Origin of the sequence: Hydrogenovibrio sp., assembly GCF_965140365.1 — a bacterium.
Lineage (GTDB): Bacteria > Pseudomonadota > Gammaproteobacteria > Thiomicrospirales > Thiomicrospiraceae > Hydrogenovibrio.
In genome coordinates this window covers 868,635-883,467 of the sequence record NZ_OZ223196.1, presented here as the reverse complement: position 1 = coordinate 883,467, position 14,833 = coordinate 868,635, and the positions used below count along the sequence as shown (strand labels likewise).

15 protein-coding genes are annotated in these 14,833 nt (G+C 41.5%); 1 reads left to right on the top strand and 14 read right to left on the bottom strand.

Annotation, left to right across the window (positions count from 1 at the left end; translation table 11 throughout):
* The 6 genes from AC0KH7_RS04190 to AC0KH7_RS04165 form a co-directional block, all read right to left on the bottom strand.
* On the bottom strand, nt 1–1,053 hold the full coding sequence (locus AC0KH7_RS04190) for an SAVED domain-containing protein (protein WP_472370978.1): 1,053 nt from the start codon (nt 1,051–1,053) through the stop codon (nt 1–3).
* On the bottom strand, nt 1,050–2,492 hold the full coding sequence (locus AC0KH7_RS04185; protein ID WP_472370976.1) for a nucleotide-binding domain-containing protein: 1,443 nt from the start codon (nt 2,490–2,492) through the stop codon (nt 1,050–1,052). The genes AC0KH7_RS04190 and AC0KH7_RS04185 overlap by 4 nt, the downstream gene beginning before the upstream one ends.
* 632 nt (nt 2,493–3,124) lie before the next feature.
* Nucleotides 3,125–3,631 (bottom strand): hypothetical protein, encoded by a 507-nt coding sequence (locus AC0KH7_RS04180; protein WP_472370974.1) that lies wholly within the window; start codon nt 3,629–3,631, stop codon nt 3,125–3,127.
* Between the two features lie 149 nt (nt 3,632–3,780).
* The gene (locus tag AC0KH7_RS04175) at nt 3,781–4,089 is read right to left on the bottom strand and encodes a hypothetical protein (RefSeq protein ID WP_472370972.1); all 309 of its coding nucleotides are present in this window, start codon (nt 4,087–4,089) and stop codon (nt 3,781–3,783) included.
* 58 nt (nt 4,090–4,147) lie between these two features.
* On the bottom strand, nt 4,148–6,100 hold the full coding sequence (locus AC0KH7_RS04170; RefSeq protein WP_472370970.1) for a hypothetical protein: 1,953 nt from the start codon (nt 6,098–6,100) through the stop codon (nt 4,148–4,150).
* 147 nt (nt 6,101–6,247) lie between these two features.
* Nucleotides 6,248–6,475, bottom strand: a complete 228-nt coding sequence (locus AC0KH7_RS04165; protein WP_472370968.1) for a hypothetical protein — start codon at nt 6,473–6,475, stop codon at nt 6,248–6,250.
* Nucleotides 6,476–6,732: 257 nt separating this feature from the next.
* Between AC0KH7_RS04165 and AC0KH7_RS04160 the strand changes: the two genes are divergently transcribed.
* On the top strand, nt 6,733–7,077 hold the full coding sequence (locus AC0KH7_RS04160; RefSeq protein WP_472370966.1) for a hypothetical protein: 345 nt from the start codon (nt 6,733–6,735) through the stop codon (nt 7,075–7,077).
* An 11-nt stretch (nt 7,078–7,088) separates the two neighbouring features.
* On the opposite strand, the gene AC0KH7_RS04155 is transcribed toward AC0KH7_RS04160, so the two are convergent.
* The 8 genes from AC0KH7_RS04155 to nuoI form a co-directional block, all read right to left on the bottom strand.
* Entirely contained in the window at nt 7,089–7,862 is a 774-nt protein-coding gene (locus AC0KH7_RS04155; RefSeq protein ID WP_472370964.1) for an EAL domain-containing protein, read from the bottom strand.
* A gap of 130 nt (nt 7,863–7,992) precedes the next feature.
* Nucleotides 7,993–8,331, bottom strand: a complete 339-nt coding sequence (locus AC0KH7_RS04150; RefSeq protein WP_472370962.1) for a DUF2818 family protein — start codon at nt 8,329–8,331, stop codon at nt 7,993–7,995.
* Between the two features lie 53 nt (nt 8,332–8,384).
* Complete coding sequence (gene nuoN, locus AC0KH7_RS04145; RefSeq protein WP_472370961.1) at nt 8,385–9,821, bottom strand: NADH-quinone oxidoreductase subunit NuoN; 1,437 nt, start codon at nt 9,819–9,821, stop codon at nt 8,385–8,387.
* A gap of 23 nt (nt 9,822–9,844) precedes the next feature.
* Nucleotides 9,845–11,359: an NADH-quinone oxidoreductase subunit M gene (locus AC0KH7_RS04140; protein WP_472370959.1), complete on the bottom strand. Its 1,515-nt coding sequence runs from the start codon at nt 11,357–11,359 to the stop codon at nt 9,845–9,847.
* A gap of 37 nt (nt 11,360–11,396) precedes the next feature.
* Nucleotides 11,397–13,373 (bottom strand): NADH-quinone oxidoreductase subunit L, encoded by a 1,977-nt coding sequence (nuoL, locus tag AC0KH7_RS04135; protein WP_472370957.1) that lies wholly within the window; start codon nt 13,371–13,373, stop codon nt 11,397–11,399.
* An 8-nt stretch (nt 13,374–13,381) separates the two neighbouring features.
* A complete protein-coding gene (nuoK, locus tag AC0KH7_RS04130) occupies nt 13,382–13,687 on the bottom strand; it encodes an NADH-quinone oxidoreductase subunit NuoK (RefSeq protein WP_029937675.1) in 306 nt (101 codons plus the stop codon).
* A complete protein-coding gene (locus tag AC0KH7_RS04125; protein ID WP_472370955.1) occupies nt 13,687–14,322 on the bottom strand; it encodes an NADH-quinone oxidoreductase subunit J in 636 nt (211 codons plus the stop codon). The genes nuoK and AC0KH7_RS04125 overlap by 1 nt, the downstream gene beginning before the upstream one ends.
* A 17-nt stretch (nt 14,323–14,339) precedes the next feature.
* Nucleotides 14,340–14,831 carry an NADH-quinone oxidoreductase subunit NuoI gene (gene nuoI, locus AC0KH7_RS04120; RefSeq protein ID WP_472370953.1) on the bottom strand — a complete coding sequence of 164 codons (492 nt, stop codon included), beginning with the start codon at nt 14,829–14,831 and terminating at the stop codon, nt 14,340–14,342.
* Between the last annotated feature and the right edge of the window lie 2 nt (nt 14,832–14,833).

Here is a 14,833-nt window from a genome sequence, read left to right as displayed (position 1 = left end):
CTATGAGTAAAAAGGAGCGTTGAACACAACATTATAATTATTGTTGTTTATCTTTATTCCCCATGGATTTTTCCTTTCATTCTGTCTTTCATATTGCCAAACTACAATTTCGGGATGAACTCTTTTACTAATTTGTCGGCCTAACTGAAAAACTAAGGAGTTTTGAGCTGCTATAAATATATGGATTCGTTCTAACCCTTGGTATTTATCCAACAGTCTATGAAAAACCTCACAAATAATCACTTGTTGCTCTAATGATGATGCGTTGTCTATTCCCATAGGATTCGCTGAAATTTTGATGACAGGAATCTTTCCGGCTGCTTGAATTGTGTTCGCTCTATCAACTGGATATGAAATTTCTAGCTCAATAGCTACTTCATTGGACGAAGAAATATCAGTTTCTGAAGCTTCTATTTCCAGGGGTTTGTCGATTGATTGCTCGGATGTTGGATAAGCTTTTTGCTTGTTTCTGTTCCAATCATAGACTTCGACACTCATAGTGTTGCTTAGAAGAGTCCCTGCAACGAAAGCAAAAGGAACCTGAATCATTCCTCCATAGTAAAACTTCAGATTAGCAGGTTCGACTTGAGACAAATTTTCTAGGGTTGTTCCAATTGATAATGTACGTCTCAACGCTTCATCTGGATTAACTACAATGCCATTTCGATAATACCTATAACAGTCAATATTATGAACCTCAGGCCTAAACAACCGGTCCCAAACAGGCCTAGCTGTTGCAATGTCGAATGTCTTAATTTCATCAATACCTAAGTGTTGGAATATGATAGCTCTCTTTTTTAAGTCTTTAATAACCTCAGAAACCAAAATAAGGGCACCAATGACAACCAATATTGCTGAAAGCCAGTCATTCACTGTATTACTAACAGTAAAAGATAGTTCTCCAGAACCGCCATCAAGCGGTTTGTATAAAAAGCTATAAGTTCCACCCGCTAATAACCCGACAGTCATCAAGGCGTATCCAATCTTCTTTACAGAAAATGAGATAAGCCAGTATAGAACGGACTTAGCGAAGTCAAAAATTTTATTTATCATGAGATGTTCACCACGAATTCGTTAGACTGGGCAATAATGATTCCATCTTTAATTACATAGCACTGAACCATATGATTTCCTCTATAACTTGTTTGCTCTTCCCTAACTCGACCAGATTTTTTTTGTCCGTCGTAAAAGGCCCCGCGAGTTTGACCATTTCTAATGGCTTCAGCACCGGTATTCATTATCTGCCAGTGGTATTTCCCACCTCTAAATTTTTCATTAGCTGTAAAAGATAAACTTAAACCTTTTTCAATTGACTGACCAGAATAGAAAAGAGATTCCCTAAAGCCATCTTTTTTACACTTGGCCGTTATGGTGATTCTTTTTATTTTTGGAGATATAGGTTCATGCCTTACTTGCCGCCAGGCTTGGTTAAATAATCCCGATTTAATAACTTCTGAAGCAATAACAGAGTTGTTTACCGTTTTAGTTCCTACAAAAGGCAGAAGAGCTAAAGTGAGCTGAGTGTCAGTTTTTGCTTGAAAAAGATTATTCACATCTTCTTTTAATGCTCCAATCCAGTCAAAAAAGGCTTCAGCCAATTTTGGGTTATGCTTCCATTTTTCAGCAAAATTTTCTTTAGGATTTGAAGGGTTTGAAATTTCATAATGATTAATAGATATTTTTCTAATGAAATGGTCCATGGAGCTTGCAATGGTTTGTAAAGAAGCAATGAGAGACTCTTCCTGGTTACCATAGGCATGTCCTGCAAGGGTGGTAATAATAATCGATATAGGTTTATGGTCCTTATTTACAAAGTAAATATCTCTATGGCGTTTAAGTAATTGGACAACTTTTTGAAGCGGCGTTTTGACTTTATATTTGGGAATTTCATCCACATGCATTTGCATGCTTTCAGCAAGCTTTAAGCGCTCTACTCCAAATCTAATCTCCATTCTAGAACGAAACCACTCTAAGTACCCCTTCGGGTTACTTTCTTCCCAGTCATCACAAATGTATTCATAACTCGGGTGATTTTTATCTGTGATGGAAATATTTGTGGAAAAACCATAGTCTTTAGGTAGACAAGGCAGAACGTCAAAGTGAAAACCATGACCAGAATCAGCATAAACAAGAGTCCAGCATCTTTTTCCTTCTTCTGGAAGATTGTTCATGCCATTTGACTTAGTATATAAATCTAACTCAACTCCCAACTTGTCTTTTAATTGTTCTTGTGTCCAAGCACTTCTGAGGTGAGAAACCTCACAAACAGAATCAACATCATAATCATCTTCATCAGATATAGGCTTTACAGCAGTTCCAAGATTAAAAGAACCTTGAGGATAAACATTTGGTGAATAGTCTTTTAGCGTTGAATCAGGTCGACATAGCCACTCTCCAACAGATTTATAACGAGCAAACGCCCTCTCCTTCATTGAATCTGGAATATCAATATCTTCTAGTGCTTCTTCTAACAACCTTTCGACTTTGTACACTTTTGCTCACCACATATATAGTCCTTTTTTAAAGTTATAACACAAAATGTAGTGTTTTCAAGGAAAGTTTTAAGATTTTCAATAAAATAGAAAGTATTGTTATAACGCTGGGTTCAAATCGAATCTAAGTTTATGTAGAAAACGACATCTCCTTAAACTTTGTTCAATTCATAAATAATCGTCGCTAATAAGATATTACTGGAAAGTCAAATGCATAGAGGTCAAACATAAGAATACTGACCTAACAGGGCATGCTTTTATTCTCACGGGTTTAGTTACGATGGATTAGGGATGAAAAGTTTAGTATTAATTACGAGAATACTGATTCTCAAAACTAACTTTTTCAAATGCTGAGTTTTTGAGTTTAAATTTAATAACTTGCTGAGAAACATATTCTCAGACAGTAAAAGCTTTTATTTCAATAACTTAACTACGATTGTCATTACTCTTCTAGTAAAATAAAAACTTTACTTATTACTATTGGAAGTTAATTCATGTCGAAATTAAAGTTATATAAAAGCATATTGAATCGCCACTAATTTACTAGACACTTCTTAGCCACTTTCAATACCTTCAATATTCATTACTCTGAAGGGATGCTCTAAAGTTTACGCACGATGAGCTAGCCTTATTTAGTGAATAAATGGCTTAGCTGCGTATATAGCTGGGACAAATATTGTTGAGAGGCCAATGTAACTAGGAAACAAATAGTTTAGTTGGAATAAGTTGTTGAAAATAATTTTCTGAGAAGCTTTATTCTTTATATTTTTCGATGGTAGGTGCTCCGGTATTTCTGACATACCATGTGCAGATGAGTTTGCCTGAATATGCCTCATCAACTTCGAACTAAAATTAGGTTTTAGTGTCGAAAGGTAGTCTTTTAACCTTCCTATCCTGGTGTTCTGATTTTCAAAAGGATAGCCGTATTCATAAAAAAAGTTTGAATAAAAAGAAGCTAAGAGCCAAGCTAAAACAACGAACAAGACATATGGAACTAAGTCTTGATGTGTTTGGATATCTAAGTTGATACTTGACGATAAGCCAGAAATATCAGGTTCAAATAAAAACTCCCCCCAAATAATAAGTGAAAATCCGAGTAACTTGTTTTTACTTTTAGTAGTAGTTTTTGAAAACTTCATATAAGTTCCTGGTTTGCAGAAGTTAGAGTAGGTCGTTTTATCTGAATTGCCACTCAATTTACTAAACATTTTTCACTTTAAAAAGAGTCTAGTGTTCTTAGGCCTTAACAAGGGTCAGGAAAGCTACTTAAGAATACTTAACTGCCTAACTAACCATCAGCATGTATCGTTTTTTTGAAGTTGGCTATGACTGTTATTCGAGAATCTAATTTTTCTCCTGATTTTATTTTGTATGCGTATTTTTTAAAGTTAGCGCGCTTATCCCAGTTAGAAATGCCACTGCTTAGAATGTAATGTTGGTGCAATTTTGAACTAGGGCAATTTATTTTAATAATAAAACCTCCTATACGGCGGTCTCCAGCAAATTCTACTAACTCAAAGATTCCATTACTCTGTTCATTTATGTGTAATGCTGCCTCGTCAAACCCTTGCTTATTACCTTGAAGGTGCTTATTCATTCCACGAGACCGATTAATCATGGTCATACATTCTTTATTATTACATTTGCATACATATTTACGAGTGGTAGCAATAGTGTCCAATTTCAATGTATGTAGTTCCGCAATAAATACAAGTGTATTCAATTTCTGTTAAGTAAAGATTTGCCATGACATCAGTTTCAGTAGTTTTTACTCTAAAGTTGGCGTCTGATTTTGCTAGTGAATACACGCTAGCTTGAAACTCTAGTCTTTTCCTCTCTTCCGTTTTAGTCTGGATTGTGGATTCTCCTCGCTGTCTTAAATTTTGGGATACTTTTTTTCTTTCTTCAGCTTTTCTAAGACGCTCTTTAGTAATAATTTGCTTGGCTTTAAACTCATTATCAACATTGAAAATTTCAAACTGTGAATCGAATAATTTTTTTTGAGATTCATCAGTTAGTTTTTCTAGAGTTTCGTTAACCTTGTGCAGACGCTTATAAACCAGGTGATAGTCTATATCTCTTTTAACGCTATTGATGGTCTTTTCAATAAAGACCTTCGGAAAAGACGGATGGATGATAATAAGAGTTTGTTTGAGGACATTTGATTTAGAAAGCTTTATAGCTGTGTCCTCTGTTAGCCCATGATTAAAAAAACCTTTGTTAGGGCTCAATATTTTTTTCTTATTGAAAACCTCAAAACCAGAAATTATGTCATTAGTGTTTGAGAAGCATGTAGCATTTTCTACAGTTTGAATGGCTTGTTTAATAATCGCTATATCACTACATGCGTAACATCTAACTGGCGGCTCAGAATAAATACCAGCTGTACTAATAATTTGGAAGGATTTGCATCCTTCTGATTGGCATTGGGCTACATAGGATTCTGTTTTGTTTATGTTATGAGCTGGTTTTATTACTCTAAGAGTCGAACGAGTATTCTCCAATACTGAATTTCTATTGTTGATAATGCTTTTGGATTTAGCTTCCAGTATAGAACCGATATTATAGGTTGTGATTATTTCGATATATCTGTTGAAAGAAATATTCACCATTCCAATTTTGTTTAGAACTTTATTTATGTTTAAAAATGTTTGATAGAAGACGGAGTCGCTTCGTTTTGATTTGAAATTTACTAAGTGCTTTAACCCCTTTAACCTCCCACTTTTAGCCAAAAAAAAATTTTGAAGACGAATAAGTTCTTTCTCCGTGGCCATTTTGGCAACTTCAGCTTTTAAGTTGTCTCTTTGTTGCAAGTTGATTAACTCGGCATTGGTACGAATCATTCGACCATCCGTTTCATAGTGTTGTGAGCCGTCAATTTCTATTAATAAATCATAGTCATCTAAATAAAAATCGTAAGCCATGGTAGGGTAATGAAATCCAGAGCTTACGAGCTTGTTTTTAATATCAAAATTGTTTCGGATGAGGTTAGTTATTGAATATTCAAGTTGATGGTTAACTTTCAGTTCAGTTAACACCCACTCGAATATATAAGCCATCAAAGACATTCGTGTATCTTTTTGGCGTAGAGGCATTAGCTTTTTATCTTTTTTTATTTCTTTCCATTTTCTCGTTATATTCTTTTCCCGATATTTTTTATCATCAAGTTGCTGTTTAACTTTAAGTTTCAAGGTCAGATTATTCCAGAGTGAGGAAGAAGCTTTCTTTTGCTGGTTAAACTCAGACTCCGAAGTAAGTAGTTCAACGCTTACAATATTGCTGAATTTGTGTATAAATCTATTTGGAAGGTCTTCTATAACGCTTTTGACAATATTGTATGTAACCTCATTTCCGAGTGTTTCCAACTCTTCGTTGCATCTTGGACAGACCCGGTTTTTATATTTATATATTGCCTGTTTTTGCAAATTAAAAGGAGTGATAGAAGGTATTTCACCATGAACATAGCAGTTCATGAGTATTTCTTTGTTTCCTATGAAATACCCGATACCCTCTTTATAGAAATGTGGAGTTGACTTAATTTCAATGGGTAAATTGTTTTCAGAAATCAGTTTTTGAATTCGTTCTTCTGTATAACGAAACTTTCCCATTTAACGCCTCGTTTTTGACCATGATAAGATGGTTATGAACAGTCTAGTAAATTAGTAACGATTCATTGAGAATTATGAGGATAAATCAAAAGGTTGAATTCAATAAACTCTAAAGCTTTAGTAGCAATTCAGTTAAAGTGATTAAGGTTAACGTTTTAATTTCATAAGGTAATACCTAAACCTGATTGAAATGAGTTTCAAAAATGAAGGTTTTTGCTTTAAATAAGCCCGTTCAATCTCCGAAGGGTCGTAATTGTCAAAACAGGCATCAAGGGTTTCTTTTGTAATCAAAGGCTTCCCTTCACGTATATTTCCTTGGTTCAACTTTTCGATAATATTATTTACGGCGGGGTTATCTGTTAAACCCTTTTTCATTCTCTACTCCAGCCTTATTAAACATCAGCAGTTATTGCGAAAAATATAATAACTGCGTTTATACTATTCTAAATCACTAATTTATTAACACCCTTTTTCAAGCTTACGTTGCTAACTCCACATGATTGCCATCTGAATCATATTGTTTATGCGTACCGATAAAGCGGATGAACACACTATGAATAAAAAGGAGCGTTAAACACAACATTATAATTATTGTCGCTTAATCTTAATCCCCACGGTAACCTTTTCTAGAAATGACTTCAGCTATGATTTCATCTGCAGTCACTCTGCCGTGTAGTATTTTGAAACAGTTTTTTATTTCTACGCAGGATAGCGTTCGTCCAGAAAGGCGAGCATTTGCGATGCAAAATTCGATTTTCTGTTTTACTGTTGTCTCCATTCGCTTTTCTCTAAATGTAATCATAGGTACATTCCAACTTTTTGAAAAACATATAAAAAACCATTTACACTTCTATCGTCAAGAAATGCTTGAATCGAGCCCCCGCTACCAAATTTCTGGAAGCCAGATGTTCATTACTTTAACAAAAGTTGTGAAGTCTGGCTTTTTTATTGCCCAAAATTTGTCTTTAGAGACATAAGCTATTACAAATTAACCAAACACCTTGCCGGCAAAATCGACTGTCGGCAGGGTTTCAAAGCCGGGCTTGGCAAAATAATAGCCTTGCATTAACTCGACGCCCGCTTCCTTGAAATACAGAGCCTCTTCTTCCTGCTCGATTCCCTCGGCCAATAACATAAAATTCAAATCGGTTGCAATCGAAGCCAGTCCTTTAAAGATGGATTGTTTGACGACATCACGATGGATATTAGAGACGAGATTGATATCAATTTTCAGGATATTGGGAACGAACCGCGACAAGGTATTTAGGCCTGCGTGCCCGGCGCCGAAATCATCAAGAGCCGTGATAAACCCGCTTCTTTGATAGTAATCAAAAATATTGGTCATGTGGTCCAAGTCATACACCTGTTCGGATTCGGTGATTTCAAACATGATCCGTTCAATCGGGAAATCATTAGCTTTTGCGGCTTTCAGAGTGCTTTGAATACAGTGTTCCGGTTCATAAACGGCATTAGGCAGGAAATTAATACTGATCACTTGCTGAAGGTTCAATTTGGCTGCCAAGCCAATGGCCTTTACGCGGCAGGCCTGGTCAAAAGCGTAACGGTTATCGGCCCCCACCTGATTCAAGATAAAAAAAGCCCCTTGCCCTTCTGTGCCACGCACCAAAGCCTCATAACCAAAAATCGTGGCTTCACGTACATTCACAATGGGTTGAAAAGCAAACGAAAACTCGAAATCTAAATCTTTATGGCATTGTGAACAGCCTTTGCCAGCGGTTTCAATCGGAATGGATGGTTTCATAATGCACTCAAAATCTAAATCAATGAGGTTCAATATTAAGCGATTAGACGGTAAAAGCAAGGAAGATAGTAATCAGGCCAGAAAGGCCTGATTCAAGAATCAATAAAACAGGTGCTGATGTAAAGGACGATTAGGCCGCTTGTTTCTTACCGCGAGCCTTATCCAAAAACATTTTCAGGTTATAACGATAGATAAATCCTGGGAAGGAGAAGATGGCAAACATAAAGAACGTCACCACATAAAACTCCCATTCTTGTGGTTTGACATGCCCCATCGCTTTGTTTTCTAACAAGTAAGCAAAGATGCCGGTCACCAGGAAATACAAAAACCATTCGGCAAAGTTAAACCAAATGGATTTGGCTTTTTGAACAGGGATAAAAACAAACACTCGATTGGACAGAATCCAAGGAATATTCGCCAAAACGATGGCCGTGACCAGTAAAACCCAAACAGCGGTGTCGACTGTCATAACAACACTCCTTCAAGCAAAAAAGCCCGTTTGGAACGGGCTTCGAATTAATATTACAAACTATTGTAGCACAGCGTAATCAATGGCGACGGCATCAACCCAAGCAGCAACAAGGCGATGGAAACAAAGCTCACAGCCCAGTTCAGCTGATTACTGATCGGCTCGATTTTCGTGTTATCGTCCGGTTCATCAAAGTACATGACCTTGACCACTTTCAAATAGTAGAAAGCACTGATAACCGCCGTCACCACGGCTAGAATCGCCAACCAAGTGAAGCCAGCCGCCACCACTTCTTCAATCACAACCACTTTCGCATAGAAGCCGACGAACGGCGGAATCCCAGCCATAGAGAACATGACAAACAACATCATTAAGGCTAACCAAGGATTGCGCTTGTTCATGCCTTTGAAGTCGGCAATCAAATCAAATTCATTGCCGGTTCTCGCCAAGGCCGTAATCATGCCGAACCCGGCCACGGTCGTAATGGCGTAGACAATGACATAGAACATCGCGGCGGAATAGCCGTCCGGATTGGCGGCGATAATGCCCAACAATAGGAAACCGACGTGCCCGATACCGGAATACGCCAACAGACGTTTCAGGTTATCCTGCACTAAGGTGATAACGGCACCGACAATCAACGACAAGATCGAAATCATGATAATCAACGATTGCCAATCTTCCACCAGGCCTGGCAGACCTTCCACCAACAAACGGTACATAATGGCAAAGGCCGCAAGCTTTGGTGCGGTACCAATGTACAGCGTCACCGCCGTTGGCGCACCGTGATAAACGTCCGGCACCCACATATGGAACGGAACCGCACCCAGTTTAAACGCCAAGCCGATGACCACAAAAACCACGCCGAATGACAGAACCACGTGATCCACATTGCCGGAAGCAATCACATCGGCCATTTCATTGAACTGAATGGTGCCGGTCGCACCGTAAAGCATCGAGAAGCCATACAACAACATACCGGTGGCCAATGCGCCCAACACAAAGTATTTCATGGCGGATTCCAAGGCAAATTGGTTGTCCTTACGCATGGCCACCATGGCATAGATCGCCAAGGACATGATTTCCAGCCCCAGGTACAAGGTAATCAGGTTATAAGCGGACACCATGACAAACATGCCCAGCACACCGAACAATCCTAAGGTGAAATATTCACCCCGATAGAATTTCTGCTGCAGAAGATACTCTTTCGAGAACAAGAAGATCCCCATCGAAATAATGACGATAAAGAGCTTCAGCACATCGCCGAAAGCGTCACGCACAAAACTCCCGTCGAACGTCAGGACTTGCTCAACGGAGAAGCTGGTCAAAACCAAATAACCAACGACCAACAAAATCAACTGAGTGGCATAATAGGTTGCGAATTCGCTACGCTTAGACCAGATAGTGTCTGCAACCAACAACAAAGATGTCAGGGTCAATAAGACAATCTCTGGAATTGCAGGGGTAAAACTGGGAATAACAAAGTTCATACGATTAACTCACCTATTGTTTCTTATAGTTTTGACGTGGTCGCTTGAATCAGCAGATTGGCCACCGAAGAATGCATCACATCAATCAATGGAGCCGGGTAGACACCCAACAGCACAACCGCCACGGCAAGTGTCGCCATAATTGCGAATTCGCGTTTATTCAAATCTTGCAAGGTTCCGACGTTGTCATTCGCCACCGCACCGAAGAAGACACGTTTTACCATCCACAGGGTATAAGCCGCGCCGATAATCAAGGTGGAAGCCGCAATCACACCGTACCAGACATTCGCTTTGAATGAGGCTAGGATAACCATGAATTCACCCACGAACCCGGACGTGCCCGGCAAACCGGCATTCGCCATCGCAAACAACACGGCAAAGAAGCCGAACCACGGCATGGTGTTCACCACCCCGCCGTAAGCGGAAATTTCACGGGTATGCATACGGTCATACAAGACACCGATCATCAAGAACATCGCGCCGGAAATGAACCCGTGGGAAATCATTTGAATCATGGCCCCTTCCATCCCGATCATCGAACCTTGGATGGAACCGGTGTTTTGAACAATGTCATACACTAGGAACATACCGATGGTCACGAAGCCCATGTGGGAAATCGAGGAATAGGCCACCAGTTTTTTCATGTCTGACTGCACCATGGCCACCAGACCGATGTAGAAAATCGCAATCAAGGACAAAACGATGACCAACCAATCCAATTCCATCGCCGCGTCCGGCGTAATCGGCAAACTGAAACGTACGAAGCCGTAGCCCCCCATTTTCAGCATGATGGCCGCCAGCACAACGGAACCGGCCGTTGGTGCCTGAACGTGCGCATCCGGCAACCAAGTATGCACCGGGAACATCGGCACCTTGACCGCGAAGGCAATCAAGAACGCCAGGAAAATCAGAATCTGCGCCATGTACGACAAGGACATGCTATGGAAATCCAAAATCGAGAAGCTGCCGGACTGGAAGTACATATACAGGAACGCTACCAGCATGAAGACCGACCCGAAGAAGGTATACAGGAAGAACTTGATGGTCGCGTAGACACGGTCCGGGCCACCCCACTTACCGATGACAATGAACATCGGAATCAACAGCGCTTCCCAGAACACATAGAACAGAATCCCGTCTAAAGCAACAAAGACCCCAATCATCAGGCCTTGCATAATCATGAAGGCGCCCATGTATTGTTCGACGCGTTCTTTAATCACGTCCCAAGCCGATGCAATGACCAGAATCTGGGTAAAGGTCGTCAACAAGACCAATGGCATGGACAAGCCGTCCACACCCAGGCTGTAATAAATATTGAATTGCGGAATCCACTCGACTCGCTCGACGAACTGCATCGCCGAGGTAGTGGTATCAAAATTCGTCCACAGCGGAATCGAGCACAAAAAGGTAACGACGGAAATAAAAAGCGCAAACCATTTCGCAAACGCATCTCGATTCGATCCCACGAATAAAATCAGTAAACCGCCCAGAATGGGTAACCAAATCAGGGTACTTAAAATAGGCAAATCGAAAATCATGTTATGTAATTCCCTTCTCTTTTATTTCTTATCATCATTACCAAAGTACCCAAACCAGCATCGCCAGCAGGCCGAAAATCATCACGAACGCATAATGGTATAGATAACCGGTTTGGCTCAATCTCAACGCTCCCGCCGCATTCGCGATGGACGTGAAGGTATTGGTCACAATGCCGGTATCGATCATCTTGACGTCGATGCCCTTCCAGAAGAAGTCACCCAGCTTGCGCGCACCGTTCACAAACACAATGTCATTGAAACGGTCGAAGCCATAGGCATTATCCAACACATAGGCACCGCGCGGGCAGGCCTGGCGAATTTTAGCTGGCCACTCCGGCTTCTTCAGATAAAACAACCAGGCCAGGAACACACCGGACAGAGCCAAAATAACCGGGGCCGTCGTCAGGGAGTGCAGAATCATATCAATCACGCCGTGATATTGCTCTGCATAAATTTTGCCGAGAACGTCATGTTGCGGCAAAACGGTAATAGAATCACCGAAGTAAGCACCGGAGAAAATACCTCCGACCATTGGAATGCCCATTATGGCGGCCGGAATCGCCAACATAATCAACGGAATCGTTACCACCTTAGGCGATTCGGTGATTTTGTGGCTCTTCACGTAATCCGACTCTTCGCCATGGAACACGACAAAGAACATACGGAAGCTGTAGAAGGCCGTGACAAAGACACTGATCAACAACAAGACCTGGGCATAGCCCGCACCGAAGATATCGGTCTGGTCGGTTGCCATCAAGATACTGTCTTTCGAGAAGAACCCGGAGAAGCCTGGGAAACCAATCAAAGCCAAGGAACCGATCAACAACGCCCAATAAGTGATCGGCATGTGCTTACGCAAACCGCCCATTTGACGAATATCCTGAATATGGTGCATGGCGATGATGACCGAACCGGCCGCCAAGAACAACAAGGCTTTAAAGAAAGCGTGCGTCAAAACATGGAACATGCCCGCCGCGTAAGCGGACGCACCCAGTGCGGCAACCATGTAACCCAATTGGGACAAGGTCGAATACGCCACCACGCGTTTAATGTCGTTCTGAACAATCCCCAGAACCCCCATCATAAAGGCGGTGGTCGCACCGATAATCAAAATCACGCTCAAAGCCACTTCGGACAATTCATAGGCCGGCGACAAACGGGCTACCATGAAGATACCCGCCGTTACCATGGTGGCGGCGTGGATCAAAGCGGAAATCGGCGTCGGGCCTTCCATCGATTCCGGCAGCCAAACGTGCAACGGCATCTGAGCCGATTTACCCATGGCACCGATAAACAACAACAAACACAGAACGGTAATCATCGACCATTCCACGCCAGGGAAAAAGCTCATTTGAATATGTTGATTTGCTTCCAGCCCAGCAAAGAACTCTTCGTAGTCCAAGGTATTGAAATACATGACCACAACGGCAATCCCCAGAATGAAGCCGAAGTCACCGACACGGTTCACTAGGAAGGCCTTCAAATTTGCCTGAATCGCCGATTCACGCTTCATGTAGAAACCGATCAACAGGTAAGAGACCAAGCCCACGGCTTCCCAACCGAAGAACAACTGCAGGAAGTTGTTCGCCATCACCAACGACAACATCGAGAAGGTGAACAAAGAAATATAGCTGAAGAAACGCTGATAATACGGGTTGCTATGATCGTAATCTTCGTCATGATCCATATAACCGATGGTATAGATGTGAACCATCAAGGAAACGAACGTCACCACCAACATCATCGTGGCAGACAAACGGTCGATCATGTAACCGATTTCAAATTTAATGCCGTCCGACACCAGCCAAGTGTAAAGCGATGCATTGTACGTCGCATGGCCTTCAAAGATGAACAGCCAGAAGACGTAAGCCGACAAGACAGTGGATACCGCCACACCGAAGATCGTCACCGTGTGAGCACCACGACGCCCGATTCGGCGCCCGAACAAACCGGCCGCCACAGCACCAAACAATGGCGACAAAAGGATAATCGTTAATAGAAATTTTAATAGCATTGTTGTTATTACCCTTTCATTGAACCTAAATCATCAACATTGATACTTTTTCGATTACGGAAGACCAATACGATGATGGCCAAACCAATCGCCGCTTCAGCGGCCGCAACCGTTAGGATGAAAAAGACAAAAATTTGTCCGGTAACATCATTCAAGAAGTGCGAGAACGCCACCAAATTGGTATTGACGGCAAGCAACAATAATTCAATCGACATCAATAATACGATGACGTTTTTACGGTTCAGGAAAATCCCTGCCATGCTGATCATGAAAAGAATCGCACCGAAAATTAAGTAATCCGATAACGCTATCATCAGTCTTCCTCCTTCACAGGGATGTCTTTCTCGACCACTGCGTCCATTTTGACCATTTTGAATCGCTCAGAAGCCTGAACCTTAACCTGTTTATCGATGTCTTGATACAACACCTCTTTCGGCGCCCGGCGACGCAATGTCAACGTAATGGCCGCCACAATACCGACCAACAACAACACCGCTGCCAAAATAAAGGCATAAGCGTGTTCGGTATACAACGGCACCGCAATCGACAAGGTATTGCTGTCTTCCGCGCCGACTTGCGCGGGTGCGGCATACTGTTCCAAACCAAAACGTTCCGGCCCCAACACCAAGTACATTAAGGCAAAAATCGCCAGGCCTGCCAAAACACCCAAAGGTAAATAACGGGTAAACCCTTCTTTCAAACGTGCAATATTGATGTCCAACATCATTACCACAAAGAGGAACAGCACCATCACCGCCCCAACGTAAACCAGAATCAACACCAGCCCTAAGAATTCAGCTTGAGCCGTTAACCAGACACCGGCGGTTGCAATAAACGCCAATACCAACCAAAGCGCGGCCTTAACCGGGTTTTTAACACTGATCACCATCAGACCGGAAAAAACAGAAATCGCCGCTAACAGATAAAAAATAAATTGCTCAAAAGTCATTGAATACAGTCTCTTTATTAACGGTACTTCGCATCCGCTGCTCGATCGGCAGCAATTTGCTTCTCATGTTTATCACCAAAGGCCAAGAGTTTTTCCTTGGTCATGATGTGCGGTCCTCTCTCGTGGAACTCATATTCAAAAACACGCGTTTCCACAATTGCATCCACCGGACAGGCTTCTTCACAGAAGCCGCAGTAGATGCATTTGAACATGTCGATATCGTACTGAGTGGTACGACGACTCCCGTCGTCACGCTCTTCCGATTCGATGGTGATGGCGTTGGCCGGGCAAACCGCCTCACACAATTTACAGGCAATGCAACGCTCTTCACCATTCTCATAGCGGCGCAAAGCATGATGGCCGCGGAAACGCGGTGACAGAGGTGTTTTCTCTTCCGGATAACGGACGGTAATTTTCTTTTTGAACAGATATTTACCGGTGACCGCCAACCCTTTGAACAATTCGGTCAATCCAAAGGTTTTTACTTGATGTTTGATAAATGCAATCATAA

What these genes read in the sequence shown, in the direction of transcription:
- AC0KH7_RS04190 (WP_472370978.1), bottom strand. Translation starts at nt 1,053, where the DNA reads ATGATAAATAAAATTTTTGACTTCGCTAAGTCCGTTCTATACTGGCTT.
- AC0KH7_RS04180 (WP_472370974.1), bottom strand. Translation starts at nt 3,631, where the DNA reads ATGAAGTTTTCAAAAACTACTACTAAAAGTAAAAACAAGTTACTCGGA.
- AC0KH7_RS04175 (WP_472370972.1), bottom strand. Translation starts at nt 4,089, where the DNA reads ATGAATAAGCACCTTCAAGGTAATAAGCAAGGGTTTGACGAGGCAGCA.
- AC0KH7_RS04170 (WP_472370970.1), bottom strand. Translation starts at nt 6,100, where the DNA reads ATGGGAAAGTTTCGTTATACAGAAGAACGAATTCAAAAACTGATTTCT.
- AC0KH7_RS04165 (WP_472370968.1), bottom strand. Translation starts at nt 6,475, where the DNA reads ATGAAAAAGGGTTTAACAGATAACCCCGCCGTAAATAATATTATCGAA.
- AC0KH7_RS04160 (WP_472370966.1), top strand. Translation starts at nt 6,733, where the DNA reads ATGACTTCAGCTATGATTTCATCTGCAGTCACTCTGCCGTGTAGTATT.
- AC0KH7_RS04155 (WP_472370964.1), bottom strand. Translation starts at nt 7,862, where the DNA reads ATGAAACCATCCATTCCGATTGAAACCGCTGGCAAAGGCTGTTCACAA.
- AC0KH7_RS04150 (WP_472370962.1), bottom strand. Translation starts at nt 8,331, where the DNA reads ATGACAGTCGACACCGCTGTTTGGGTTTTACTGGTCACGGCCATCGTT.
- nuoN (WP_472370961.1), bottom strand. Translation starts at nt 9,821, where the DNA reads ATGAACTTTGTTATTCCCAGTTTTACCCCTGCAATTCCAGAGATTGTC.
- AC0KH7_RS04140 (WP_472370959.1), bottom strand. Translation starts at nt 11,359, where the DNA reads ATGATTTTCGATTTGCCTATTTTAAGTACCCTGATTTGGTTACCCATT.
- nuoL (WP_472370957.1), bottom strand. Translation starts at nt 13,373, where the DNA reads ATGCTATTAAAATTTCTATTAACGATTATCCTTTTGTCGCCATTGTTT.
- nuoK (WP_029937675.1), bottom strand. Translation starts at nt 13,687, where the DNA reads ATGATAGCGTTATCGGATTACTTAATTTTCGGTGCGATTCTTTTCATG.
- AC0KH7_RS04125 (WP_472370955.1), bottom strand. Translation starts at nt 14,322, where the DNA reads ATGACTTTTGAGCAATTTATTTTTTATCTGTTAGCGGCGATTTCTGTT.
- nuoI (WP_472370953.1), bottom strand. Translation starts at nt 14,831, where the DNA reads ATGATTGCATTTATCAAACATCAAGTAAAAACCTTTGGATTGACCGAA.